The 23,420-nt window shown below is 67.9% G+C and carries 19 protein-coding genes and 1 pseudogene; 6 read left to right on the forward strand and 14 right to left on the reverse strand.

The annotated features are described in order from the left end of the window. Positions 1–6: 6 nt before the first annotated feature. Positions 7–1,188: an ABC transporter permease gene (locus ACQUSM_RS05405; RefSeq protein WP_435116505.1), complete on the reverse strand. Its 1,182-nt coding sequence runs from the start codon at positions 1,186–1,188 to the stop codon at positions 7–9. 133 nt (positions 1,189–1,321) lie between these two features. Between ACQUSM_RS05405 and ACQUSM_RS05410 the strand changes: the two genes are divergently transcribed. Next, the gene (locus ACQUSM_RS05410) at positions 1,322–2,299 is read left to right on the forward strand and encodes an ABC transporter permease subunit (RefSeq protein ID WP_435116507.1); all 978 of its coding nucleotides are present in this window, start codon (positions 1,322–1,324) and stop codon (positions 2,297–2,299) included. A gap of 3 nt (positions 2,300–2,302) precedes the next feature. Here ACQUSM_RS05410 and ACQUSM_RS05415 read toward each other — a convergent pair whose 3' ends face one another. After that, positions 2,303–3,382, reverse strand: a complete 1,080-nt coding sequence (locus tag ACQUSM_RS05415) for a PrsW family intramembrane metalloprotease (protein WP_435116509.1) — start codon at positions 3,380–3,382, stop codon at positions 2,303–2,305. Positions 3,383–3,480: 98 nt separating this feature from the next. On the opposite strand from ACQUSM_RS05415, the gene dph5 reads away from it, so the two are divergent. Beyond that, the gene (gene dph5, locus ACQUSM_RS05420; RefSeq protein WP_435116511.1) at positions 3,481–4,284 is read left to right on the forward strand and encodes a diphthine synthase; all 804 of its coding nucleotides are present in this window, start codon (positions 3,481–3,483) and stop codon (positions 4,282–4,284) included. Between the two features lie 3 nt (positions 4,285–4,287). Here the strand turns inward: dph5 and artA are convergent, their stop codons facing one another. The 6 genes and pseudogenes from artA to ACQUSM_RS05450 all read right to left on the reverse strand — a co-directional run bounded on the left by artA (position 4,288) and on the right by ACQUSM_RS05450 (position 9,700). After that, complete coding sequence (artA, locus tag ACQUSM_RS05425; protein WP_435116513.1) at positions 4,288–5,316, reverse strand: archaeosortase A; 1,029 nt, start codon at positions 5,314–5,316, stop codon at positions 4,288–4,290. Between the two features lie 153 nt (positions 5,317–5,469). Then, a complete protein-coding gene (locus ACQUSM_RS05430; protein WP_435118290.1) occupies positions 5,470–5,592 on the reverse strand; it encodes a PGF-CTERM sorting domain-containing protein in 123 nt (40 codons plus the stop codon). Positions 5,593–5,712: 120 nt separating this feature from the next. Next, positions 5,713–5,946: pseudogene (locus tag ACQUSM_RS05435) on the reverse strand (BGTF surface domain-containing protein); the annotation flags it as partial. A 151-nt stretch (positions 5,947–6,097) separates the two neighbouring features. Next, on the reverse strand, positions 6,098–6,649 hold the full coding sequence (locus ACQUSM_RS05440; RefSeq protein ID WP_435116515.1) for a hypothetical protein: 552 nt from the start codon (positions 6,647–6,649) through the stop codon (positions 6,098–6,100). A gap of 623 nt (positions 6,650–7,272) precedes the next feature. Continuing rightward, positions 7,273–8,028 (reverse strand): VOC family protein, encoded by a 756-nt coding sequence (locus ACQUSM_RS05445; protein ID WP_435116517.1) that lies wholly within the window; start codon positions 8,026–8,028, stop codon positions 7,273–7,275. Positions 8,029–8,587: 559 nt separating this feature from the next. After that, on the reverse strand, positions 8,588–9,700 hold the full coding sequence (locus ACQUSM_RS05450; RefSeq protein WP_435116519.1) for an OBG GTPase family GTP-binding protein: 1,113 nt from the start codon (positions 9,698–9,700) through the stop codon (positions 8,588–8,590). Between the two features lie 294 nt (positions 9,701–9,994). On the opposite strand from ACQUSM_RS05450, the gene ACQUSM_RS05455 reads away from it, so the two are divergent. From ACQUSM_RS05455 to ACQUSM_RS05470, 4 genes are all read left to right on the forward strand, one after another. Further along, positions 9,995–11,665 carry a histidine kinase N-terminal 7TM domain-containing protein gene (locus ACQUSM_RS05455; RefSeq protein WP_435116521.1) on the forward strand — a complete coding sequence of 557 codons (1,671 nt, stop codon included), beginning with the start codon at positions 9,995–9,997 and terminating at the stop codon, positions 11,663–11,665. A gap of 51 nt (positions 11,666–11,716) precedes the next feature. Beyond that, positions 11,717–12,496 carry a GNAT family N-acetyltransferase gene (locus ACQUSM_RS05460; RefSeq protein ID WP_435116523.1) on the forward strand — a complete coding sequence of 260 codons (780 nt, stop codon included), beginning with the start codon at positions 11,717–11,719 and terminating at the stop codon, positions 12,494–12,496. A 177-nt stretch (positions 12,497–12,673) separates the two neighbouring features. After that, complete coding sequence (locus tag ACQUSM_RS05465; protein ID WP_435116525.1) at positions 12,674–13,678, forward strand: YeiH family protein; 1,005 nt, start codon at positions 12,674–12,676, stop codon at positions 13,676–13,678. Between the two features lie 43 nt (positions 13,679–13,721). Continuing rightward, positions 13,722–15,068, forward strand: coding sequence for an MFS transporter (locus ACQUSM_RS05470; protein ID WP_435116527.1), 1,347 nt, complete (start codon positions 13,722–13,724; stop codon positions 15,066–15,068). Between the two features lies 1 nt (position 15,069). On the opposite strand, the gene ACQUSM_RS05475 is transcribed toward ACQUSM_RS05470, so the two are convergent. The 6 genes from ACQUSM_RS05475 to ACQUSM_RS05500 form a co-directional block, all read right to left on the reverse strand. Further along, on the reverse strand, positions 15,070–16,305 hold the full coding sequence (locus ACQUSM_RS05475; protein ID WP_435118292.1) for an ABC transporter substrate-binding protein: 1,236 nt from the start codon (positions 16,303–16,305) through the stop codon (positions 15,070–15,072). Positions 16,306–16,322: 17 nt separating this feature from the next. Beyond that, positions 16,323–17,243 carry an NAD(P)/FAD-dependent oxidoreductase gene (locus tag ACQUSM_RS05480; RefSeq protein WP_435116529.1) on the reverse strand — a complete coding sequence of 307 codons (921 nt, stop codon included), beginning with the start codon at positions 17,241–17,243 and terminating at the stop codon, positions 16,323–16,325. Further along, on the reverse strand, positions 17,240–18,424 hold the full coding sequence (locus ACQUSM_RS05485; RefSeq protein ID WP_435116531.1) for an ABC transporter substrate-binding protein: 1,185 nt from the start codon (positions 18,422–18,424) through the stop codon (positions 17,240–17,242). The genes ACQUSM_RS05480 and ACQUSM_RS05485 overlap by 4 nt, the downstream gene beginning before the upstream one ends. 68 nt (positions 18,425–18,492) lie before the next feature. Then, complete coding sequence (locus ACQUSM_RS05490) at positions 18,493–19,479, reverse strand: HEAT repeat domain-containing protein (RefSeq protein ID WP_435116533.1); 987 nt, start codon at positions 19,477–19,479, stop codon at positions 18,493–18,495. Between the two features lie 90 nt (positions 19,480–19,569). Next, complete coding sequence (gene acs, locus ACQUSM_RS05495; RefSeq protein ID WP_435116535.1) at positions 19,570–21,558, reverse strand: acetate--CoA ligase; 1,989 nt, start codon at positions 21,556–21,558, stop codon at positions 19,570–19,572. 74 nt (positions 21,559–21,632) lie between these two features. Then, positions 21,633–23,333 carry an acyl-CoA mutase large subunit family protein gene (locus tag ACQUSM_RS05500; protein ID WP_435116537.1) on the reverse strand — a complete coding sequence of 567 codons (1,701 nt, stop codon included), beginning with the start codon at positions 23,331–23,333 and terminating at the stop codon, positions 21,633–21,635. Positions 23,334–23,420 lie beyond the last annotated feature (87 nt).

Consider the following 23,420-nt stretch of genomic DNA (forward strand, 5'->3'; position numbering starts at 1 on the left):
GAAGCGCTACCCGCCTCGCGGCTCCAGCGCCTCGACCATCGCGTCGCCGACGACGTTGAACGCGAACACCGTCAGCGCCAGCAGCAACAGCGGTAGCCCGGCGAGCCACCACGCCGTCGGGAGCCCGACCGTGAACAGGGAGTTGTAGATCTGCTGCCCCCACGAGAAGTTGCTGGGGTCGCCGAGCGTCGAGGCGCCCTGCATCACCGGGATCTGGATGAACGAGACCGTCGCCTCGATCAGCACGAACAGCGGGATCTGCAGCGCCACGTTCGACAGCACCGCCGGCAGCAGGTTCGGCAGGAGATGCCGGCTCAGCAGCCGTCGGTCCCCGACCCCGCCGATCCGGGCGGCCTGTGCGTACTGCTCGTTCTCGCGGACTCTGAGCTCGTCGCGCACCAGCCGGGCCAGTCCGCCCCAACTGACCAGCCCGAGCGCGCCGATCAGGAGCCGGAGCCGCCCCTCGACCATCCAGTAGAACAGCACGAGGTAGATCAGGATCGCGGGCATCGACTGGAGCGACTCGGCCAGCCACATCAGCGCCGCCTCGACGCGACCGCCGATCGTGGCCGCCGCGACGCCGACGCCGACGCCCGCGGGGACGATCAGCGCCGCGGCGCCGAGGGCGACGCTCAGGCTCGTCCGCGTCCCCAACACCAGCAACACGAGCAGGTCCTTCCCGCCGATAGCGGTCGTGCCGAGCGGGAACCGCCACGAGCCGTGGCAGCGCCCGTCGACGACGGGGCCGTAGCAGTTGGGGACGAACACGGTGTCGATGCTCCCCCACACCGGCGGCTGGGCGGAGTAGAGGATGCGAACCTCGGGCTCGCTGACCACGAACGGCCCGAACAGCCCGACGGCGACGAACGCGCTCAGGAACGCCAGACACGCGACTGCGAGGGGGTCGGTTCGGTACTGCCCCCAGTAGTGTGCGACCTGCTCCGGCGCGCCGAGTAGCGCCGCCAGCCCGATCGAACCGAACATGTACAGGCCCAACACAAGCAGCCAGTCGAGACCGGTCATCAGTACCGGGAGGTCCGCGACGTAGTCATAGCAGAACACCGCGAGCAGGGCGACGGCGCTGGCCGGGAGCCAGCGCGGCACCGTCGGCGCCGCTTGCTCGGCGTCGAACTCGCTCCAGTCGACCGTCGCGAAACGCCCGGCTTCGGGAGGGGAGGGCTCGCTCATTGCGGGGGGACAGCACCAACAGTGGTGAGCAAGACCTAATAGTTTGTGACCGTGTGGCACTACTCGTCCATGCGACGGTCCATCCCCCGTCCGACTGTGACGCCCTCCAACCGACGACGGCCGCCCGGCGACGATGCGTAGCCCTCTCGCCGTGTTGGCCAGCCGGCTCGCCCGGCTGGGGCTGACGCTGTGGCTCGCGTTCACCGGTGTGTTCGTCGCGCTCGCGTACGTGCCGAACCCGCACAGGCTCAGGCCGGCCTACGCGCCGCGACTGTTCGCCGGGCTCTACCGAGAGCCCCGCTTCGCGGCCCGGAGCGAGCCGCTGCTCGCCCAGTACGGCGACTGGCTCGTGCGAGTCCTCACGCTCGATCTGGGTCGGCTGGGGTTCGGCGACCGGACCGCCGTCGTCCGGGAGCTGGTCGTCGAGGCGGTCACGGTCACGCTGATCTACCTCGTCCCCGCGATGGTGATCGCGGTCGTGCTCGGAACGCTGATCCAGCTGCTGGCCGTCGCCGTCGAGCGCGGCGACGCGAGCGCGAAGACGAAGCTGCTCGGCGCGGCCGCGATCTCGGTGCCGGTGTTCCTGGTCGCGTACGTGCTACAGGTGTATCTCCCGGTGTTCGTGATCGACGCCGCCGGCGAGATCGTCGACATGGGGTACGACGACACGGCGGGGCCGTTCTCGCCCACGAACCTCCGGGCGGCGATCTGGCCGGGCGCGACGATGGGGCTGTACCTGTTCGCGATACAGCTCCGGGTGGCCGGCACGGATCTGGAGCAGTACGCCAACGAGCCGTTCGTCAAGACCGCCCGCGCCAAGGGGGTCGGCCTGCTGGGGATCTGCCGGCACGTGTTCCCCCACTCGGCCGCCCGTCTGTTGACGCTGCTCTCCTCGGAGATGCTCGGCGTCGTCCTCGTTGGGCTGTACGCCGTCGAGTGGGTCACCCAGACGCCGGGGTTCGGCACGCTGACGATCGACGCCGCGGGGAGTCGGGCGCCCGGGCTGATCTTCGCGGTGGTGTTGCTCCCGGTCGTGGCCGTAGCCACGGTGAACGCACTGCGAGAGGCGTACTACTCGGTGATCGACCCGCGAGTCGACCCCGAGGTCTGATCGCTAGCGGCGCTTTTCGTCCTCGTCGGTAGCGTCGGCCGCCTGTTCGCTCTCGGCCTCGTCAGTAGTCTCCTCGCGATCGTCCTCCACCGACTCGGTGTCGCCGTCCTCGGCGGGGGCGTCGTCGTTCGACCCCTCGCCGTCGACGATCCCCTCGTAGGTGTCCCGGTAGCGTGCGAGCTTCCGGTAGAGCAGGTAGAAGAAGATCCCGTCGTAGACGATCACGAAGCCCAGGTAGCCCAGCAGGGAGAGCCCGCCCAGCGGCGCGACCGTGACGATGCTGTTGTACAGCGCGTGGATGAGGGCGGCGATCAGCAGCCCCTTGACGACGATCGGGCCGCGGTTCTCGGGGTTGAACTTCGCGAGCCCGAGGTAGTAGCCCGCCCACGCCGAGTAGATCACGTGCCCCGGGCCGGCCAGCGCCCGCGAGGTCGCGGTGCCGAGTGCGGCGCCGATCGCCTGCGTCGCGCCGGACTGCTGGGCCCGGACGAACCCCTGCACGACGTACAGCGTGTTCTCGATGGTCGCGAACCCCAGTCCGGCGACGGCGCCGTACACCGCACCGTCGATCACGGCGTCGAACTCCGAGCGCTCGAAGGCGTACAGCCGGATCGCGAGCCACTTCACGAGCTCCTCGCCCGGGCCGACGATCAGGAAGAAGTACAGCACCATCCCTCCCACGCCGACCGCGCGGAACAGCCCCCCGAGGGCGGTGTTGACCGTCGCCGCGAAGCTCGCGAACAGCACCGAGAGCACGAACGTCGCCGCCAGCGTGCCCAGCGGTTCCTTCTCGACCACGTCCTGCCGCCAGACGAACGCCACCAGCGCGAACGCCGGCACCGCCGACAGCAGCGCGACGATACCCAGCGCGGGGTTCCGACTCGCCAGCCAGACGACCCCGCCGACCTGTGCGAGGAAGACCAGCGCCGCGAACAGGACGATCAGCAGGCGAGCGTTGCCCGCGAGCGCGCCGTGGACCGCTACCGCGGCGCGGTCGACGGCGCTCCGTGGTTCCCACGTCGCCACGTCGTACAGGTCGCGGTCGTCGGCCGCGGACGCCTCGACCGGATCCGTTTCGGACATGACTCCCCCTGTGAACCGAGCCCACGTAGTCCTTGTCGCCGTCGCACGCCTCCGACGCCGATGGACACCGATATGGGCCGCGACCGCCGACTCCCACCATGCTCACGTTCATCGGACTGGGGCTCTACGACGAGCGCTCGATCACGGTCGAGGGGCGGGAGGCGTTGGCCGCCGCCGACCGCGCGTTCGCGGAGTTCTACACCAGCCGACTCGTCGGCACGACCGTCGAGGAGCTGGAAACGTACCACGACACCGAGATCGACGTGCGGGATCGATCGGGGGTCGAACGCGATCCCGGACCGATCCTCGACGCCGCCGAAGACGAGCACGTCGCCTTCCTCACGGCGGGGGACACGATGATCTCGACCACGCACGTGGATCTGCGCCTGCGCGCCCACGAGCGGGGGATCGAGACGCGCGTGATCCACGGCGTCTCCGCGCAGTCGGCCGCGGCGGGGCTGACGGGGCTGCAGAACTACCGCTTCGGGAAGGCCACGACGCTGCCGTTCCCGAGCGCCCACGGCGGCGGCGACGTGCCCGACAGCGTGATCGAGACGATCGAGGACAACCGCGAACGCGATCTCCACACGCTCGTCTATCTGGACATCAAGGTCGACGATCCGACCGCCGACGCAGCAGGGCTGGGCGACGACGAACGGTTCATGACCGGCGACGACGCCGCCGAACTGCTCGCCGAGAACTGGAGCGACGAGCTCGCGGTCGTCGTCGCCCGCGCGGGCAGCCCCGAGCCGGTCGTGGCGGCGGATCGACTCTCGGCGCTGGCCGAGCGGGCGTTCGGCGGCCCGCTCCACCTGCTGGTGGTGCCCGCGGAACCGCACCACTTGGAGGCGGAGGCGCTGGCGTCGCTGGCGGGCGCGCCGGAAGATCTCGTCGAGGAGTAGTCGTCAGTCGTCGCCGCCGGGCAGCTGTGAGGCTGCCTGACTGCGCGGGAGGTCGAGCGTCTCGCTGAGGTCGTACTCGTCGCCGGTGACCATGAACAGCACGTCCTCGATAATCGTGAGGATCTCGGGGAGCTCCCGGACGACGAGGTAGGTGACGCCGACCAGCGCGACCACCGCGAGCAGCTGGCTGATGATGCGGTCGGAGACGTACCACGAGACGCGGTAGGGGTCCGAGCCGCCGAACATCGTCAACACGAGGTTCGGGAACACGTGGAGTAGCTGCTCGCCGAACGCGATCCCGATGAACGTCGTCCGGACGAGGTTCAGTCCGTAGATGATCGGGACGGCGACGCCCAACGCGCGGAGCTTCCGGCCCAGCGGCGCGCGGACGGCGGCGATCAGCCCCGCGAAGATCGCGATACTCCCCAGCCCCGTACACGCGAGCACGACGGAGAACTGGAGGATCTGCCCGTCGCTGGCGACGAACTCGTAGGTGTTCTGGTACCCCTGCGGGCCCGCGATCAGCTCGGGGTTCGAGCCGAACAGGCTCATCAGAAAGCCCGTCTGGGCGGCGACGATCTCGATCAGCACCTCCCGCGGCGCGGGGACGCGCAGCCCGCCGACGGTGACGGCGGGGATCGTCTCGAAGGGGAGGTAGATCAGCCCCATGATCGCCGTCGCACGCGAGAGCAGGAACAGCGTGTCCCGCCCCGTCCAGAGCAGGTAGCCCGCGTAGAGGCAGGCGGGCACGGCGACGAGCGCGAGCACGCCCTCGACGTAGCTCCTGTGGACGAACGCGAAGTGGGGAAAGAGGAGCAGCCAGAACAGCGCGAACAGCCCCCACGCCGACGCCGAGACGGTTCGGGCGGTCTCGAGTGGGTCGCCGACGGCGTCCAGCGCTCCGTCGTCGCTCTCCCGTCGCGTGAGGATCTCGAGCGCCGCGCCAAGGGCGAACGCGCCGACGACGATCCACGCCAGCACGTCGGTCACGTCGAGAAGCCACGGCGGAACGGCGCCCGCGATACCGGCCATATCGGGAGAAGACGACCCGCGGGTAAATCCCTTACCGTTGTGGGGTATCTGCGGTGTGACAGTGCCGTCGCTATCCGGCGTAGCGTTCGAAAGAAGTGAAGGCGGAAGACCGGCGTGAGCCGGCGGTTAGCTACTGGGAGTCGCGAGAGTCAGTTACTCTCGGCGACCGGCCAGCAGGGCAGCGGCGAGCAGGGCGACCAGCGCGACAGCGACGCCGAAGCCGGGCGTCGTCGTCGTGGTGGTCTCCGTGTCAGGCTCCTCGGTCTCCGTGTCCATGGCCTCGGTCTCCGTGTCCGGAGCCTCAGTGGCCGTGGCCGTTGCCGTGGCCGTCTCAGTAGCCGTGGCGGTTGCCGTCGCAGTGGCGGTCTCGGTACCGACACTCTCGACGACCTCACCGTCAGCGCTCAGAGCCGGGCTGATGCGGTTCGAGCTCACCGTGAAGGTGTCGCCCGCAGCCTGCTCAGCGAAGTTGAACGTTGCCGTCCACGTCCCGTCGTTCTGGACGGTCACGCTCTCGTTCGTCTTGTAGAAGCGCGGCTCAGTGTCGCCGGAGGACCGGACGCGGAGGGTGAACTCCGTGCCCGGCGCCCACGTCGACTCGCCGGTGATCGTCTGAGCGGAGGAGGCAGCGACCTCGACAGGCGTGCTGTCGAAGCTAGCCGAGCCCTGGACGTACTTCGAACGTCGTGGAGACGGCTTCGCTGGCGTCCTCGTCACCGTTGAACAGGCGGTCGTCGTCGACCGTCACGGTGGCGTTGAACTCGTCGCCAGCCGCGATGGACTAGCTCTCACCGTCGAGCGTGCTATCGTCGTTCATCTGCTCCCACTCGGCATTGTCCGAGTCGATGGCGAGGTAGTAGGTGTCCTCGCCCTTGATGAACGTGATCGCGTCAGAGGAGTTGCTCACGTTCAGGGCCTTCGGGTCGCGGTTCGCGCCGGGGTTCTCCTGAACCACCGACAGTGTAATCGAGTGTTCGATCGTGACACTCGAACCGCAGCGCCCTACGCGTTGGGTCGCACCCCTAGCCGAGCCAGTACCTCCCAGATCATCCACACCGGCGAAATCGACCCGATCGAGTACAGCTCGTAGCTGCACGCATCTCTTCCCGTCGCTGGAAATGCCCTCATCCCTCAACGTAAGAATTGGGCTCGTGGTGCCGGCCGAATTCCTCGTCCGACCACTATAGTGACGCAAAAACTCCGGGTCAGCGTCCTGCTGCTCGCCTACGAACCACCGGACTGTCAGAGTCACTCCCGCTACACCTGTGGCTGCCGAATCCGGTTCGGCGACGACGCTCGTGTACAAACCTTCCGGGACCTCGAGAGCAGACATTACTACAAAATGCTGTTCGAGTTCTTGTCCAATCACTTGGAACGCACGATAGGACGCCTCCACCGAGTCGTACGCCTGCCCGGCGACTATACGCGGTGTGGTTCCTGACCGCCTCCTTGACGATCCCGAAGCGGTTTGCGACTGGTAGCCAATCATTCACGTCAGCTGACAGTCGACACGTCGTCTTGGAGCTGGTAACCTGCTCTCGAGCGTCCTAGGGGTCAACCTCCTGCTCCGCATGCCCTCCAGCAACCTGATTCTGCAACTCCACCGTGAGTTGCACGAGCTCGTCGTTGTGGTGCTCAACGAGCAGTTCACGAATCGAGTCAGCACGTGGGTCGGAGGGGTCAGGCATATACGTGATTCTAGCACACACCCACGCAGCAGTACGTTAACCTCGACGGGCCGTTCGAAGTGGTTACGCACGATGTTCTCTGCAACGGCCGCATAATCGGCGATCTCCATGGTAGTCCTCAGGTCGGACGCTGATGCCGCGACGGACCGAAGTTGATCGAAACCGGTCGTCTGCGCTTTCCACGCCGGGATCCCGGCGGTTTCCCTCACTTATGGCTCATTATCGGGGCTATAGACGAATAAATATCGCTTGAAAGCGAATAGTTACGCTACTCCCGCGTCACCACTTCGACTTCGTGGCCGTCGAACGTCTTCGTGAACGCGTAGTTGTAGTCACACGATTCCGGATCGCGGTAGTCCTCGGCCTCGCGGGTCTGGAGCGTCTCCCAGAAGCCTTCGAGGTCGTCACACGCGACCGCGAGGTGGCCCCACGCGTCGCCCAGCTCGTACGTGCGCCCGTCGTAGTTGTACGTGAGCTCGACGGTCATCGCCTCCTCGGCGGCGTCCTCCGGCGCGAGGAAGTAGTTCGCGAACGTGTCGGCCTCCCAGCGGCCAGCCGGCTCGTAGCCCATCTTGCGGGTCCACCAGCCGATGGCGGCGTCGGCGTCCTCGACGCGGATCATCGTGTGGTCGAGGCTCCAGCGCGCGCCGTGGTCGCGCTCGACGATCTCGATCTCGTGACCGTCCGGGTCCTTGACGAACGCGTAGCCGGGGTTCTCCTCCGGCGGGCGGTAGTCCTCGACGCCCTCGTCCATCAGCTCGGCGTAGGCTTCGTCGACGTCCTCGACGCGGACGGCGATGTGACCCCACGCGTCGCCCATCTCGTAGGAGCGCCCGTCGTGGTTGTACGTCAGCTCCAGCAGCGCGCCGTCGTCGTGGACGTCCTCGGGCCCGAGGAAGACATTCGTGAACGTGTCGGCCTCCCAGCGCCCCTTCTCCTCGTAGTCGAGGTGGGTGGTGTACCAGTCGAGCGATTCCTCGAGATCCTCGACCCGCATCATCACATGGTCAAGTTCGTGGCTCATGTGGGCGAAACTGGGTTCGTGGGAGCGAAAAGCGTACCGAAGCCGGTGATGGGTTGTCGGGAGAAATGTGGTCGTTCTCGCACGCGTGGCCGTGCGCGAGGACTCCCGAGTCTGCGTTGAAGTCGAGACCGACAGCCCAGCCGCGAACGTCACCGCGGAGTGAGCCTGACCACTTGTGACCGCGCCGCCCCGCACAGCCCTCGAACCTCCCCAACCGATTCGCTCACTTCGTTCGCTCATCCCTCGCGCGCTCGTTCGCGCCGTCGGCGTCGTGCGGGCGACCCACGCGTCGCTCGCACTGCCAGCGAGACCGTCGGTCTCGCCCTGCTCACGTCGCGCGCCACAGCCGGCTGCGGTACGGTGGCGGTGGACGCCTCGCGAGCGCCAGCGGTCGGCGCTCGCGGGGGCAGGGGTGGGGACCCGGGACTGTGCCGGACCCTGTGTCCGGCACACTGCGGTCGCAAGTGGTCAGCGATCGAGATGCTGTTGCTGTCGGTGACTCTTCCAGTCTCCGCGTTCACGCGTACCTCCCGCACCGCAACTCTATCGAAGAAACCGACTACTTCCGCGTAATGATCCGGAGTTCGTCCTCGTCCGCCAGCTCGTGATCCTTCCCCACCTGCTGATCGTCGTGCTTCGCGGACGGCCCGCTCACCCGCGCGAAGCGGAAGCGGTTCAGGAACTCGTCGCCGCCGATGTCCAGACAGGCGTCCTCGACGGTCGAGCCCGGCGGCAGCACCAGCGGCTCCTCGTAGTCGACGCCGCGGCCGGGCTTGTCCATGTACACCCGGATCAGCCCGAGCTCCTCCCAGATGCGCTCTTTCAGCCCGTCGAGCCCCTTCTCCTCCTGAGCGGAGATGAAGATGGCCTCCTCGGGGTCGATGTCGTGGCTGCGGAGGTCCTCCTTCACCGTCGGGAGGTAGTCGGGGTCGATCAGGTCGGCCTTGTTGACCGAGACGATCGACGGCAGGTAGACGCGGTTGTCCATGATCGCGTCGATCAGTTCGTCGATCGAGGGGTCGCCCCGGACCGTCACCTCCGCGTTGACGTAGCCGTGCTCCCGCAGCACGTCCTTGATCGTCTCCTTGTCCATCGACACCGAGTCGCTGACGGTGACCTGCAGCCCGCCGGTGTGGCCCTTGGTGATCGAGACGCTGGCGGGCTCGGTGTCGAGTCGGATCTTGTTCTGGTAGAGCTCGTGCCGGAGGCGTTCGTACTGGTCGATCTCGAACACCGAGAGCATGAACACCACCAAGTCGGCGGTCCTGACGACCGAGAGCACCTCCTGCCCGCCGCCGCGACCGCTGGCGGCGCCCTCGATCAGCCCCGGCACGTCGAGGATCTGGATGTTCGCGCCGCGGTGTTTGAGCATCCCGGGGTTGACGTCCAGCGTGGTGAACTCGTACTCGCCGGTCTCGCTCTCGGCGTTGGTGAGCGCGTTGATCAGCGTCGACTTGCCGACGCTGGGGAAGCCGACGAGGGCGACGGTCGCGTCGCCGGTCTTCTCGACCGCGTAGCCGTGGCCGCCGCCGGAGGAGGACTGGTTCTCCAGCTTCTCCTTCTTCTCCGCGAGCTTCGCCTTCAGCCGCCCGATGTGGCCCTCCGTGGACTTGTTGTAGGGCGTCTCGGCGATCTCCTCGCGGAGTTCTTCGATCTCCTCCTCGAGTCCCATCGGCCGAAAATCCGCCGTGGGCGTCGTTAAAGCTGTTCCTTCAAACCAGCCGCGGCGAGTGACCTGTGCCGACCTCCGTGTCGGCACCACAGAACTTGACGCCGCGGCTGTGTTCAAACCAGTCGTGGCCCGCGACCGGTCGCGGACCGTGAACGACCGAAGCCAACGTTGGCGCTGCTCCCACAACCAGACGTCCCCGACTGCCCAGACCGAAACAACCCGGTTATCGACGCCCAGCGTCGGCGGGGAGCCGAAGACGTTATAGAACGAGGGAAGCATTCTCACGCCTACCTGATGGACCCCGTTCTCCTTGCTCACGTGGGGGTGTTCGCAGTCTCCGCAGTCGCGTGTCTCCTCTCCGTTCCGCGGGCACGACGTATCAAACACCCCGGTACCAGGACGGGGCTGGTCGCCCTCCTAGTCTCGGTCACGGTCTGGTCGCTGGGGTACGTCGGCTACCTGATCGCGCCGACCGATCCGCTCCGGGTCGCGTCGTACACGATCGGGTTCATCTTCGCGTTCGGCGCCGTCGCCGCGTGGGTGTACTTCTGTGCCGCCTACACGGGCCGCCCGCCACAGCAGGCGCCGTACCTGCGGCTCATGATCGGGGTGTTCGTCCTGTTCGTCGTCCTCAAGCTCACCAACCCCTACCACCACCTCTTCTTCACGACCGAGTGGGCGAGCGACCCGTTCCCCCATCTCGCGATCCAACACGGGGTCCTCTACTGGTTCACGCTGGGACTCTCCTACGTCGTCATCGGCGTCGGCTTCTTCATGCTGATCGAGCGGTTCCGCCACACCGGGACCGACAGCCAGCCGCTGGTCGTGCTGGCCGGCGTGACGGCCGTCCCCGCCGCGGCGACCGTGTTCGGGGAGCAGGTCCCGTGGCTCCTGCCGCTGATGTACGAGCCGACGGGCGTCGCGATCTTCGCTGTCGGGACGCTGTTCGTCTACGTCCACCGCTTCGAGGCCGTCCAGCTCACCGGCGGCAGCGACGAACCGGCCGTGTTCCTCGATCCGGACGATCGCGTGCGAGACTACAACCAAGCCGCGGCCGCGCTGTTCCCGTCGCTGGAGGGCTCGATCGGCCAACCGGTCGGCGACATCGTCCCCGCGATCGGTGACCGGCTCGACGGGCCCGGCATCTTGGAGATCGAGGCGGACGAGGAGAACCGGTACTACCAGATTTCGACGACGCCGTTCACTACCGGCGGCGTGACCACGGGCCAGCTGATGACGATCAGCGACGTGACCGAACGGGAGGCGTACCGCCGACAGCTGGAAGAGCGAACCGAACAGCTCGAGGCGCTGAACCGCGTCGTCCGCCACGACATCCGGAACGACATGGCCGTCATCCGCGGGTGGGCCGAGACGCTCGGGCCCCACGTCGACGCCGAGGGGCAGGACGCGCTGGATCGAGTGCTCCGGAAGTCCGACCACGTGATCGAACTCACCGAGACGGTCCGGGAGTTCGTCGAGTCGCTCTCCGGCGAGTACGCGATCGAGCCGCGGCCGACCGACCTCCACCACCACCTCGAGACCGAACTGGAGGCGGTCCGGGAGTCGTTCGCCGAGGCGGAGTTCCGCGTCGACGGCGAGATCCCGGAGACGGACGTGCTGGCCAACGAGATGCTCCCCTCGGTGTTCCGGAACCTCTTCGAGAACGCCGTCCGACACAACGACAGCGAGACGCCCGAGATCACCGTCGAGGCCGTCGAGACCGACGAGGTCGTCCGGATCCGGATCGCCGACAACGGCCCCGGGATCCCCGACGAGCAGAAGCGACGGGTCTTCGGCAAGGGCGAGAAGGGGCTCGAAAGCCCGGGGTCGGGGATCGGCCTCTACTTGGTGTACACGCTCACCGAGCAGTTCGGCGGCGACGTGTGGGTCGAGGACAACGACCCGCGGGGGTCGGTGTTCGTCGTCGAACTCGTGAAAGCCGACGCCGACGGCGAGCGTCCGTAGCGTACGCGCTCCGCCCGTAGATTGAACACGCGTCGCGACCAACGGACGGGTATGAACCTTCGAGCCGCCAGAGAGACCGATGTTCCCGGGATCAGGGACGTTGCCAACCGCTCGCTCGCGGCGTCGTACGACGACGTGCTCGACGCCGAGACCCGGCAGCGGGCGGTCGAGTCGTGGTACGGCGCCGAGGGCGCCGCCGCGGGCGCGCTGGCCGAGGAGATCCCGGACGACCAGACGGTCGTGATCGTCGCCGAAGAGGACGACGAGATACTCGGCTTCGCGCAGGCGTTCCTCGCCGGCGACGCCCCCCGAGTCGGGCGGATCGAGTGGCTCCACGTCCGGCCGGGCCGGCGCGGGGAGGGGCTCGCGAGCCAGTTGCTCGACCGGATCGAGTCCGCGCTGGCCGACCGCGGCGCCGACCGGATCGAGGCCAGCGTGATCGAGGCCAACGAGGCCGGCCGCGCGTTCTACGAGGAGCACGGCTACGACCACGACCACACCCGGCAGGTGCGGATCGCCGGCGACCGCGTCGCCGAACTGACGCTGGTCGGCGACGACGGGATCTCGTCGGGCGGGGCCGGATCGGGCAGCGAACGCCGCGAAACCGAGGACGGGGAGACGGTCGTGATCGCCTACGACGAGAGCGAACGCGGATCGGACGGCCCGTTCCACCCGACCTACCTCGACGACGACCGCGGCGAGCAGTACGGCTGGCACTGCGGGAACTGTGACAGCCTCGACGTGAGCGTCGGCTCGATGGACGAGTTCGTCTGTAACGACTGCGACAACCGCCGGCGGGCGATGCGCTGGGACGCCGTCTACGGCGGCTGACCCCGCTACCGGCTCCGCTGGCCGACAGCACAACCCGTATATCACTGACCCTCCACGACCGGACGTGATCGACGCCGACGACGCCGCGCGCCGCTGGATGGAGCTCGGTGAGGGGTGGCAGGCGGTCCTCCTCGGACTGCTCCTCGTCGCCGCGGTTCGACTCGGGCTCACGGTCCCGTGGTAACCGTGTCTCGATCGCTGCTCCCGGGAGTCGCGCTGCTCGTCGCACTCGGACTCGGCGCACGGCTACTCGCCGCATTCGTCCCGCTGAACCACCTGATTCTGGCTATCCTGCTCGGGCTGGCGGTCGGGAACCTCGTCGGCGTCCCCGACGCCGTCCGGGCCGGCGTCGGCACGCACAAGCTCTGGCTCAAAACGGGGATCGTCCTCACGGGTGCGAGCGTCGCGCTCGACCGCGTGGTCGCCGCCGGCCCGAAGCTGCTGGTGCTCGTGGGCGGGGCGCTGACCGTGACGGTCCTGCTGGTCGAGTCGCTCGCCAGACTGGCGTTCCGGGTCGACGACGAGACGGGCTCGCTGCTCGCGGCGGGGTCGGGCGTCTGTGGCGTCTCGGCGGTCGTTGCCGTCGCCGAGAGCATCGACGCCGACGAGACGACGGTCGCGTACGCCGCCACGACGATCCTCCTGTTCGACGCGGTCACGCTGGTCGCCTACCCCGCGGTGGGGACCGCGCTCGCGCTACCGGACCGCGTCTTCGGGATCTGGGCCGGCCTCACGATGTTCAGCACCGGCCCCGTCACGGCTGCGGGCTTTGCGGTCTCGGAGACGGCGGGCGAGTGGGCGGTGCTGGTGAAGCTCGTCCGGAACGCCGCGATCGGGCTCGTCGCGGTCGCGTACGCCGGCGTGTACGCGAGCACGCGCCCGGTCGAGAGCGCGGGCGAGGACCGCGGCACGCTCGCTCGGCTCTGGGGCCCGTTCCCGAAGTTCGTCGTCGGCTTCGTCGCCGTCGTCGCGATCGCGAACCTCGGGCTGCTCTCGGGGCCGGCGATCGACTCCCTCGCGAACGCCGCGGACTGGCTGTTCCTGCTGGCCTTCGCGGGGCTGGGGCTGGAGATCCGGCTCGACGACCTGCGGGAGACCGGCTACCGGCCGGTGCTGGTGGTACTGCTCGCGCTGCTCGTCGTCTCCTCGCTGGGGCTGGCGGTCGTTCGAGCGGTGTTCTGAGCGACCAGTAGCTATTCGGTGGGAGCGGTCGAGCGGGCGCGTGATGGACGCCGACGAGGGGCCGACGGTTCGCGACCAGTTCCGGCAGTTCTTCGCGCTCGAACGGGACGTGTTGGTGCTCTCGCTCGCGTTGTTCGCGTTCAGCCTCGGGTTCCAGATGACCAGCCGCTACCTCCCGGAGTACATGGCCGCGCTGGGCGCCTCGGGGTTCGTCGTTGGGCTGTACGGGACCGTCGGCAACGTGATCTCCGCGGTGTACCCCTACCCGGGCGGTGCGATCTCCGACCGGCTGGGCTCGCGGTACGCGCTCACCGCGTTCGGACTACTGTCGACGCTGGGGTTCGGCGTCTGGCTCGTCGCGCCACAGATCGGAACGGTCGCCGTCGGCGGCGTGACGGTCGAGCCGTGGGTCTGGATCTTCGTCGGCCTGCTGCTCGCACAGGCTTGGAAGTCGTTCGGGCTGGGGGCGACGTTCGCCGTCGTGAAGCAGGCCACGGCGCCCGCGAAGCTGGCGGCCGGCTTCGCCAGCACCGAGACGTTCCGCCGGACCGCCTTCTTCGCCGGCCCCGTGCTCGCGGCGGCGTTGATCGGGCTCCAGCCCGCCTTCACCGTGAGCTTTCAGTACGTGCTCGCGGTCGCGGTCGGCTTCGGCGCCGTCGGGACGGTCGTCCAGCACGCGCTCTACGACGCCGACGCCGACAGCATCGGCGACTCCTTCTCCGGGCTCGAACAGGTCCGGGCCGACCTGCGGGAGATGCCGGGTGAACTCCGTCCGCTGCTGGTCGGCGACACGCTGGTGCGGTTCGCCAACGGGATGGTGTACGTGTTCTTCGTGCTCGTGATCACGCGGTTCTACGAGGTGGGGTTCGACGCGTCGGTGTCACTCGCGGGGCGGTCCGTCGCGGTCGACCTCTCCCCTGAAGCGTTCTTCGGCTACCTGCTCGGCGTCGAGATGCTGGTCGCGCTGGCGACGATGATGCCCGCCGCGAAGGTGGCCGAACGCGTCGGGCTCAAGCCGGTGGTCGGCCTCGGCTTTTTCGTGTACGGAGCGTTCCCGGTCGTGCTGATCTACGGCCCGGACGTGCTCGCGCCGTGGCTCTCCCTCCAGTGGGCGATGGTGCTGCTGTTCGCGTTCTCCGGGCTGCGGTTCGCGGGGCTGCCCGCACACAAGGCGCTGATCGTCGGTCCCGCCGAACGGGACGCCGGCGGCCGGGTTACGGGGACGTACTACCTCCTGCGGAACACGGTGGTGATCCCGAGCGCGGCGCTGGGGGGCTACCTCTGGGAGTTCGTGAGCCCGGAGCTGGCGTTCACGATCGCGGCCGCCGTCGGCGTCGCCGGCACGGGCTACTTCCTCGCGTTCGGCCGGGAGTTCGAGGCGTACCGCTAGCTCACTCGCCGCCGACGATGTCGGCGACGCGCTCGCGGTCGAACAGTCGCTCGCCCTCGGGGATCTCCGGGTAGGGGTCGCCGTGCTCGTACCCCGGCCACTCGCCGAACTGCTCGGGGTAGAGCTGCTTGGCGGTCATCTCCAGCTGGAAGAGGTTCATCAGCGGTCCCTGCACGGGGTGGCCGCCGGGGTAGAAGCGGTCGTTCTCGATCGCGGTCAGCTCCCCGCCGACGGGGTCGTCGGCGATCGTCTGCCGGATCGACCCCACGTCGTAGTAGGAGTTGATCCCGTAGCGATGGAGGATCACGTCGGGGTCGATCTCCAGCAGCTGCTCGTAGTCGTAGGAGGTCTGGTAGTTCACGTCGTCGCCAGCGAACGCGTCGTCGGCGCCGAGCGGCCGGACGTGGGCGTTGCTGAACCCGTCGGTGTTGACGCGCGAGGGGTAGAACGTCCCCTGCATGAAGATCACCGAGGCGACCGAGGGGCGCTCGCTCTCCGGCGGGAGATCGGCCTCGATCGTGGAGAGAAGGTCGTCGTGGACCGCGGCGAGCTCCTCGTACGTCGAGCCGGCGCGGAACACGTCGGCGGTGCGGTCGGCGATCTCCCAGAGCGTGTAGTACTCGTACTCGTCGGCGCAGGACGCCGGCGGCTCGCTGTTCCGGCGGCTGAGCGTGTTGCCGAACCACGGTGCGACGTTCTCCCGGATCTCCTCGATATCGCTCGCCTCCCAGCCGTCGAAGCTCGTCACGAGACACGGATCGACGAGGTGGAGGTCGGAGTTCAGCTCGTAGAACAGCTCCTTGTCGATCGTGACGCCGCTCTCGCCGCTGTTGAGCTGCTCGATCTCCTCGTGGTCAAAGGAGACGCCGGGCAGCCGCTCGTAGTAGGCGTCGAGCGTGTTGCCGCCGGCCTCGGCGCTGAACCCCAGCGAGTTCACCGCGTCGCCGTGGCCGTAGGCGACCGCCATGTCGGCGTACAGCAGGCTGTACACCATCACGTTCTCGGGAACGGCGTCGAACTCGACGTCGCCGACGGGCGCCATCGACGCGGTGTAGCTGCTCGGCGTCGCCGTGCCCGTCGTCGGATCGTCCGCGTCGGTCGGCTCGGCAGTTCCGTCGGCGTCGGTCGGTGTCGCGGTGCCGTCGCCGCCGGTACAGCCGGCGAGCAGGCCGCTCGCGCCGATCGCGCTGCCGTAGGTGAGATACTCCCGTCGTGTCAGGTCGTGGTCGTCGTTCATGGATGTCGTGTTCTGTGTCATTCGTCCGCGTCCGTCGTCTCGCGTTCGCTCTCGACCTCGCGGGCCGCCTCGAGCACGAGCTCGTCGTCGACGTGGTCGAGCAGGCGGCGCTGTCCCTCCTTCCTGCGGCGCTCGATCTCGTCGTCGCTGATGTACATGTCGAGCCGTCGGTCGATCTCCGCCTCCCGGATCTCTTCGGCCCGCGCCGGAGAGAGGTCGTGGTCGTCGGGGAACCGTTCCTCGAAGAACTCCCGCCAGCGGTCGCGGTCGGTCCACTCGCCGGTGCGCTCGCTCTCCGGGCGGACCCAATCGTAGTAGCTGGCGAGCCCCTCGGGGTACCCCTGCGCTCGGCGGGCGGCCTCGACGACGGACACGCCGACCCGGGCGCCGTGGCCCGCGGCCGTGATGGCCTGCGGGCTCGTCGGCTCGTACGGGGAGGCGACGTAGAGGCCGTCGACCGGCGTCGATCCGTCGGCGTCGGGGTACTCCCTGTCGAACTGCTCCCGTGTCTCGCCGTCGTACTCGTGGGTCTCGAACATCGCGCCCTCGTCACCGAGACCACGCAGGTACTCGCCAGCGTCGTACCGGGTGGCGGCGATCACCCGCCGGGCGGTGATCGGCTCGCCGGACTGCGGCCGGACGACGAACCCCTCGTCGGCGTGCTCGACCGACTCGACGAGGTCGGAGACGAGCGCACAGCCCGCCTCCTCGGCGTGGTCGTGCAGCAGGTCGTAGAACGTCTCGATGTCGATCCCGCCGGGGAACCCGAGGTAGTTCTCGAGGTGGGCACACCGCTGGATCGACGAGCGCCCGCGGTCGAAGATCACCGTGTCGAGCCCGTTGCGGGCGGTGAACACGCCCGCCGAACAGCCGGCCGGGCCGCCGCCGACGATCGCGACATCGTGGTCGGCGCCGTGCCCTCGGGTCGATTCGCTCATTCGAGATCGCCCGTGATCGCGTCGGCGACGCGCTGATGGTCGAACAGCTGTTCGGACTCGGGCGTCTCGCCGACGCCGTGCCACTCGCCGAACTGCTCGGGGTAGAACTGCTTGGCGGCGATCTCGGTCTGGACGAGGTTGATCACCGGCCCCTGGTAGGAGGTCCCGCCGCGGTAGAGTCGGTCGTTCTGGACGGCCGAGAGCTCTTGTCCCAGCGAATCCTCGCGCATCCGGTCCATCCGCGCCTCGAACTCCTCGTCGGAGACGTGCGAGAAGCCGTACTGGAAGAGGAGGACGTCGGGGTCGATCTCGAGCAGTCGCTCGTAGTCCCACTGGGCGTAGCTCCCCTCGATGGCGTCGTCGAACGCGCCGCGCATCCCGAGGTCGCGGTACTGCTTGTGCCCGTTCCCGCCGTGGACCGGGTAGGCGTAGAACGAGCCGCCCTCGAAGTCGGAGTTGACCGACAGCAGGCCGACCGTCGGGCGCTCGCTCTCGGGCGGGAGGTCGGCCTCGATCGTCGACAGGAGCTCGTCGTGGACCGCGGCAATCTCCTCGTAGCGCTCCCGTTCCCGGAACAGTTCGGCGATCTTCTCGAAGGCGTCGTACAGCGAGTAGTACTCGTAGTCGTGCCAGTCGGCGCCGCGCCGACGGATGCTGTTGCCGACGATCGGCCCGAGGTTCTGCTCGATCTCCGCGAAGTCGTCGTCGTCCCACGAGTCGTCGAGGATCTGGACGAAGTTCGGGTCGAACAGGTGGACGTCGGCGCCGACCTCGTAGAACCCCTCCTTGTCGAGCCCGCTCTCGCCCATGAGCTGTGGCACGTCGTCGAAGGAGACGTCGACGCCCGGGAGCGCGTCGTAGAACTCCAGCGGCCAGTTCTCGGTGAAGATCAGCCCGCCGAGGCTGTCGAGCTGGCCCAGCGCGATGGCCATGTCGCCGTACGTACTGAAGTACGCCATCCAGCGCTCGGGCACGCTGTCGAACTCGACCTCCCCCATCGGCGCCATCGTCACCGAGTAGCTGCTGCCGGTCGGCGTCGCGGACCCGGCGCCGCCCGCCGGCGTGTCGGTTCCGTCGCCGCCGGTACAGCCGGCCAACAGGCCACCGCCGACGACCGCGCCGCCGTACTTCACGTAGTCGCGTCGCGTCGGTGCTACGTCTCGGGACTTCTCGTCGGCCATGTGTTTTCGGCCGACCTAATTCGGTAAAGGGCTTTCGAAAGTTAGGTTCACCTAAACACGTCGCGAAGCTAGCGCGGTGCCCCACAACCGGGGCAGGTCGGTGGCCCGGGATCGCCCAGTGAGAGCCCACAGTGCGGGCAGGCGTTCGACTCCTCGGGCGCGTCGACCGCCTTCTCCACCTCGGTCGCTGTCTCGCGGATCGCGTCGACTGTCCCGACGCCGTCGGGCGACGACGTCGCCCCCGCGAGCGCGTCGCGGAGGAACTGCAGCCGGGTAGCCACGAACGGTTCCGGATCGTCGATGGTCGGAGCGTCGGCGGCGAGATCAGTCTCGGGGGTGTCGGCCCGCTCCAGCAGGCCGAGCGCCTCGGCGGCACGCGCCCGAACGTAGGCGTTCTCGTCGTCCAGCCGCGCCGCGAGCGCCGACGAGGTGTCCGCGAGAGCCGCCGGGGACGTACAGCCGATCGCCGCCAGCGCCGTACAGAGCTGGTACCGAACGAGCTCGTTGCCGTCGTCGAGGTGGTGGGCGAGGTTCGACGTGTGGTGACGGAGTCGATCGGGATCGCCCATCGCGACCGAGGCGAGCGCCTTCGCGAGCTTCTCCCTGACCTCGGGCTCGTCGAACGACAGCCCGACCCGCAGATCGGCCAACAGCGCCGGGGTCGCGACCTCGTCGGGGTGATCGAGCGCGACGTAGCCCAACGCTTCCGCCGAGCGTGCACGCACGTAGTAGAACTCCTCCTCGTCGCCGACCCGGTCCGCGAGCGCGTCGACGCAGTCCGTGACCGCCGCCGGGTCGGCCCGCGCCCCCGCGACGAACAGCTTCGCCGCGGTCAGCCGCACCGACCGCTCGTCGTCGGTGAGGAACGACGTGAGCCGGGTCGCGAGTGGCGCCGTCTGCTCTCCGGTGTTCTCTCGAAGCGTCCGCAACGCCGCCTTCCGACTCTCGGCCGACGCCGTCTCGAACGCTCGCAGACACGCGGTCGCGTCCCGGTAGTCGCCCGCCTCGACCGATCGCGACAGCCGTTCGACCGACGGATCTGTCGGCTCGTCCATCCAGTCGAGGGTGTCGCTGTATCGGCAAAAAGTATCGGGAGAGGGGATCGATAGCGGCCGGATGCCGGTTTCTATATCGCGCGATACGGTTTACTCTTCGACCTGCTCCTGAATCGACGCCACCACGTCGGGGTTGCGGAGGGTGGAGGTGTCGCCGAGTTCGGCCCCGTTGGCGATGTCCTCCAGCAGTCGGCGCATGATCTTGCCTGAACGCGTCTTCGGGAGTTCGGGAGTGAAGATCACCTGTTCGGGGCGGGCGATCGGACCGATCGCGTCCTCAACGCCCTGAACGATCGCGTCGCGGAGCTCCTCGTCGCCGTCGTACCCGTCTTCGGTGATGACGTAGGCGTAGACGGCTTCGCCTTTCACCTCGTGATCGCCGCCGACGACGGCGGCCTCGGCGACGCCCTCGACGCCGACGATCGCGCTCTCGATCTCCATCGTCCCCAGCCGGTGGCCCGAGACGTTCAGCACGTCGTCGACGCGGCCGAGCACGGTGATGTAGCCGTCCTCGTCGATCTTCGCCCCGTCCTCCGGGAAGTACACCCAGTCCCGCCAGTCATCGCTGTCGGTGTCGGAGTACTCCCGCCAGTACTCGTCGACGAACCGTTCGTCGTTCTGGTACAGCGTGCGCAGCATCCCCGGCCACGGCTTCTGGATCGTGAGATAGCCAGCCCGACCGGGTTCGACCTGTTCGCCGGTCGTGTCGACGATTTCCGCGTCGATACCCGGGAGTGCGGGACCGGCGGAGCCGGGTTTCATCTCCTTGACGCCGGGCAGCGTGGTGACCATCATCCCGCCCGTTTCGGTCTGCCACCACGTGTCCACAACCGGACACTCTTCGTTCCCGATGTGCTTGTAGTACCACTTCCACGCCCGGGGGTTGATCGGCTCGCCCACCGTGCCGAGCAGCCGCAGCGAGGAGAGGTCGTGGCTGTCGGGGTACTCCGTCCCCCACTTCATGAACGCGCGGATCGCCGTCGGGGCTGTGTAGAGCTGGGTGGCGTCGTACTCCTCGACGATCTCCCAGAGGCGGTCACGCTCGGGATAGTCCGGCGTTCCTTCGTACATCATCGTCGTCGTGCCCAGCGCGAGCGGGCCGTAGACGATGTAGGAGTGGCCGGTGATCCAGCCGATGTCGGCCGAACAGAAGTACGTGTCCTCGGGCTTGATGTCCAAAACGGCGTGGGAGGTCCACGCCGCCCACGAGAGGTAGCCGCCGGTCGTGTGTTTCACCCCCTTCGGCTCGCCAGTGGTCCCGGACGTGTACATGAGGAACAGCATGTCCTCGGCGTCGCGAGCCACCGGCTCGACTTCCGCGCCCTTGTGGGCGTGGACCGCGTCAGTCCAGAGCCGCTGCTCCTCGCGGAGGTCGTGATCGAACCCGTCGTCCTCGGGGAGTCGCTCGACGACGACCGTCTCGGTGTCGTGCTCGACGTCGTCGAGCCCCTCGTTGGCTTTCTCGAGGTGGTCGAGCGGATCACCGCGCCGGTAGTAGCCGTCACAGGTGATCAGGTACTCGGAGTCGGCGGCGTTCATGCGGGTCGCGAGCGCGTCGGCGGAGAAGCCCGCGAACACGACCGAGTGCGGCGCGCCGATCCGAGCGCACGCGAGCATCGCGATCGGGAGCTCGGGGATCATCGGCATGTACATCGTCACTACGTCGCCCTCGCCGACGCCCATCTCCCGCAGCGCGGCCGCGAACTCGTTCACCTCGCGGTGGAGCTCTTCGTACGTGTACGTGCGGTTGGCCTCCTCGGTCGGCTCGCCGACCCACTCGATCGCGACCTCGTCGCCGCGTTCGTCGAGGTGTCGGTCGATACAGTTCGCCGAGGCGTTGAGCTCTCCCCCAGTGAACCACTCGAAGAAGGGCGGGTTCGAGCCGTCGAACGTTTGGTCGTACTCGGTGTCCCAGTCGAGCATGTCGGCCGCGGCCTCCCAGCACTCCGGCCAGTTCTCTTCGAACTCCTCGTAGACGTCGGGGTCCGAGACGTTTGCCTGCTCGACGAACGATTCCGGCGGCTCGAAGCTGTCCTGTTCTTCGAGCCGTGCTTCTAGCTCCGTGTCAGCGTCCGACATAGCTACCACGAACGTGGGTCGGATCGGACATAAACCCACCTACAACGGGACGAAAACGGGGGAGTGAGTGCCGATCAGGCCAGCCCGATCTTCTCCCGGTACTCGCCGTACTCGGCCTCGAACACGTCCATGATCTCGCCCATCGTCGCGTACGCCTTGACGGCGGTGACGATGTACGGCATCACGTTCTCGTCGTTCTGGACGGCCTCGCGCAGATCTTCGAGGGCGGCTTCGACGGCTTCGTCGTCACGCTCCTGCTTGACCGACTCCAACCGCTCACGCTGGTGTTCGGCGACCTCCTCGTCGACTTTGAGCACCTCGGGAGAGGTGTCCTCCTCGGAGACGTACTTGTTGACGCCGACGACGACCTCCTCCTCGTCCTCGACGCGCTCCTGGTACTCGTAGGAGGCCTCCTGAATCTCGCGGTGGAAAAAGCCCTCCTCGATCCCCGTGAGCACGCCGTCGCGGACCGAGCCGTCGCCCATCTCCTTGATCGACTCGATGTACTCCATGGCCTCCTCCTCGACCTCGTCGGTGAGGCTCTCGACCATGAACGAGCCCGCCAGCGGGTCGACGCTGTCGGCCGCGCCGGACTCCTCGGCGATGATCTGCTGGGTGCGCAGCGCGACCCGGACCGCCTCCTCGCTGGGCAGGGCCAGCGCCTCGTCGTAGGAGTTGGTGTGGAGGCTCTGCGTGCCGCCGAACACGCCCGCCAGCGCCTGGATCGTCACCCGGACGATGTTGTTCAGTGGCTGCTGGGCGGTGAGGGACTGGCCGGCGGTCTGGGTGTGGAACTTGAGCTTCTTCGAGGCCTCGTTCTCGGCGTCGTACCACTCGTCCATCACGCGGGCGTAGATGCGCCGGGCGGCGCGGAACTTCGCGACCTCCTCGAAGATGGAGTTGTGGGAGTTGAAGAAGAAACTGAGCTGGGGGGCGAACTCGTCGACGTCCATCCCGCGGTCGAGGCAGTCCTCGACGTACGCGAACCCGTCCGCGAGCGTAAAGGCGAGCTCCTGAACCGCCGTCGAGCCGGCCTCGCGGATGTGGTAGCCGGAGATGGAGACGGGGTTGAACTTCGGCGTCTCCTCGGTCGCGAACTCGATGGTGTCTGTGACGATATCGAGCGACGGCTCCGGGGGGATCACCCACTCCTTCTGGGCGATGAACTCCTTGAGCATGTCGTTCTGGAGGGTGCCCCGGACCTCCTCGCGGGGGACGCCCTGCTCGTCGGCCAGCGCGAGGTACATCGCGTAGATCACCGCCGCCGAGGGGTTGATCGTGAACGAGGTCGACACCTCGCCGATGTCGATCCCGTCGAACAGGATCTCCATGTCCCGCAGCGTGTCGACGGCGACGCCCTCCTTGCCGACCTCGCCGAGCGCCATCGGGTCGTCGGAGTCGATCCCCATCAGTGACGGCATGTCGAACGCCGTCGAGAGCCCGGTCTGGCCCTCCTCGATCAGGTAGTGGAAGCGTTCGTTCGTGTCCTCGGCGGAGCCGAAGCCGGCGAACTGCCGCATCGTCCACGTCCGCCCGCGGTACATCGTCGGGTACGGGCCGCGGGTGAACGGGAACTCGCCGGGGTTGCCCAGATCCTCCTCGTAGTCGAGGCCGTCGACGTCGGTCGGGTCGTACAGCCGGTCGATCTCGAGGTTCGAGATCGTCGCGAAGCGATCCTTCCGTTCGCCGTAGGCGTCGAGGGTCGGGTCGAGCGTCTCCGCCTCCCACTCCTCGCGGGACTCGCGGATTTCCGCGAGGTCCTCCTCGTCGTACATGGCTCTCCCTTTCGCCGGAACGATTATGAAGGGTTCGGGTCCCGAAAGGACGCGATTCGGGAGAATAAACGCTTTATCGCGATATAG

The sequence above is a fragment of the Halolamina sp. C58 genome (assembly GCF_051195095.1).
In the GTDB taxonomy this organism is placed as follows: domain Archaea; phylum Halobacteriota; class Halobacteria; order Halobacteriales; family Haloferacaceae; genus Halolamina.

Excerpts from the sequence above, each read along its gene's own strand:
- ACQUSM_RS05480 (WP_435116529.1), bottom strand. The coding sequence starts at position 17,243 with ATGAGCGAATCGACCCGAGGGCACGGCGCCGACCACGATGTCGCGATC.
- ACQUSM_RS05405 (WP_435116505.1), bottom strand. The coding sequence starts at position 1,188 with ATGAGCGAGCCCTCCCCTCCCGAAGCCGGGCGTTTCGCGACGGTCGAC.
- ACQUSM_RS05440 (WP_435116515.1), bottom strand. The coding sequence starts at position 6,649 with ATGTCTGCTCTCGAGGTCCCGGAAGGTTTGTACACGAGCGTCGTCGCC.
- acs (WP_435116535.1), bottom strand. The coding sequence starts at position 21,558 with ATGTCGGACGCTGACACGGAGCTAGAAGCACGGCTCGAAGAACAGGAC.
- ACQUSM_RS05485 (WP_435116531.1), bottom strand. The coding sequence starts at position 18,424 with ATGGCCGACGAGAAGTCCCGAGACGTAGCACCGACGCGACGCGACTAC.
- ACQUSM_RS05430 (WP_435118290.1), bottom strand. The coding sequence starts at position 5,592 with ATGGACACGGAGACCGAGGAGCCTGACACGGAGACCACCACGACGACG.
- ACQUSM_RS05500 (WP_435116537.1), bottom strand. The coding sequence starts at position 23,333 with ATGTACGACGAGGAGGACCTCGCGGAAATCCGCGAGTCCCGCGAGGAG.
- ACQUSM_RS05455 (WP_435116521.1), top strand. The coding sequence starts at position 9,995 with ATGGACCCCGTTCTCCTTGCTCACGTGGGGGTGTTCGCAGTCTCCGCA.
- ACQUSM_RS05490 (WP_435116533.1), bottom strand. The coding sequence starts at position 19,479 with ATGGACGAGCCGACAGATCCGTCGGTCGAACGGCTGTCGCGATCGGTC.
- ACQUSM_RS05475 (WP_435118292.1), bottom strand. The coding sequence starts at position 16,305 with ATGAACGACGACCACGACCTGACACGACGGGAGTATCTCACCTACGGC.
- ACQUSM_RS05445 (WP_435116517.1), bottom strand. The coding sequence starts at position 8,028 with ATGAGCCACGAACTTGACCATGTGATGATGCGGGTCGAGGATCTCGAG.
- ACQUSM_RS05460 (WP_435116523.1), top strand. The coding sequence starts at position 11,717 with ATGAACCTTCGAGCCGCCAGAGAGACCGATGTTCCCGGGATCAGGGAC.
- ACQUSM_RS05450 (WP_435116519.1), bottom strand. The coding sequence starts at position 9,700 with ATGGGACTCGAGGAGGAGATCGAAGAACTCCGCGAGGAGATCGCCGAG.
- ACQUSM_RS05415 (WP_435116509.1), bottom strand. The coding sequence starts at position 3,382 with ATGTCCGAAACGGATCCGGTCGAGGCGTCCGCGGCCGACGACCGCGAC.
- artA (WP_435116513.1), bottom strand. The coding sequence starts at position 5,316 with ATGGCCGGTATCGCGGGCGCCGTTCCGCCGTGGCTTCTCGACGTGACC.
- ACQUSM_RS05410 (WP_435116507.1), top strand. The coding sequence starts at position 1,322 with ATGCGTAGCCCTCTCGCCGTGTTGGCCAGCCGGCTCGCCCGGCTGGGG.
- ACQUSM_RS05470 (WP_435116527.1), top strand. The coding sequence starts at position 13,722 with ATGGACGCCGACGAGGGGCCGACGGTTCGCGACCAGTTCCGGCAGTTC.
- dph5 (WP_435116511.1), top strand. The coding sequence starts at position 3,481 with ATGCTCACGTTCATCGGACTGGGGCTCTACGACGAGCGCTCGATCACG.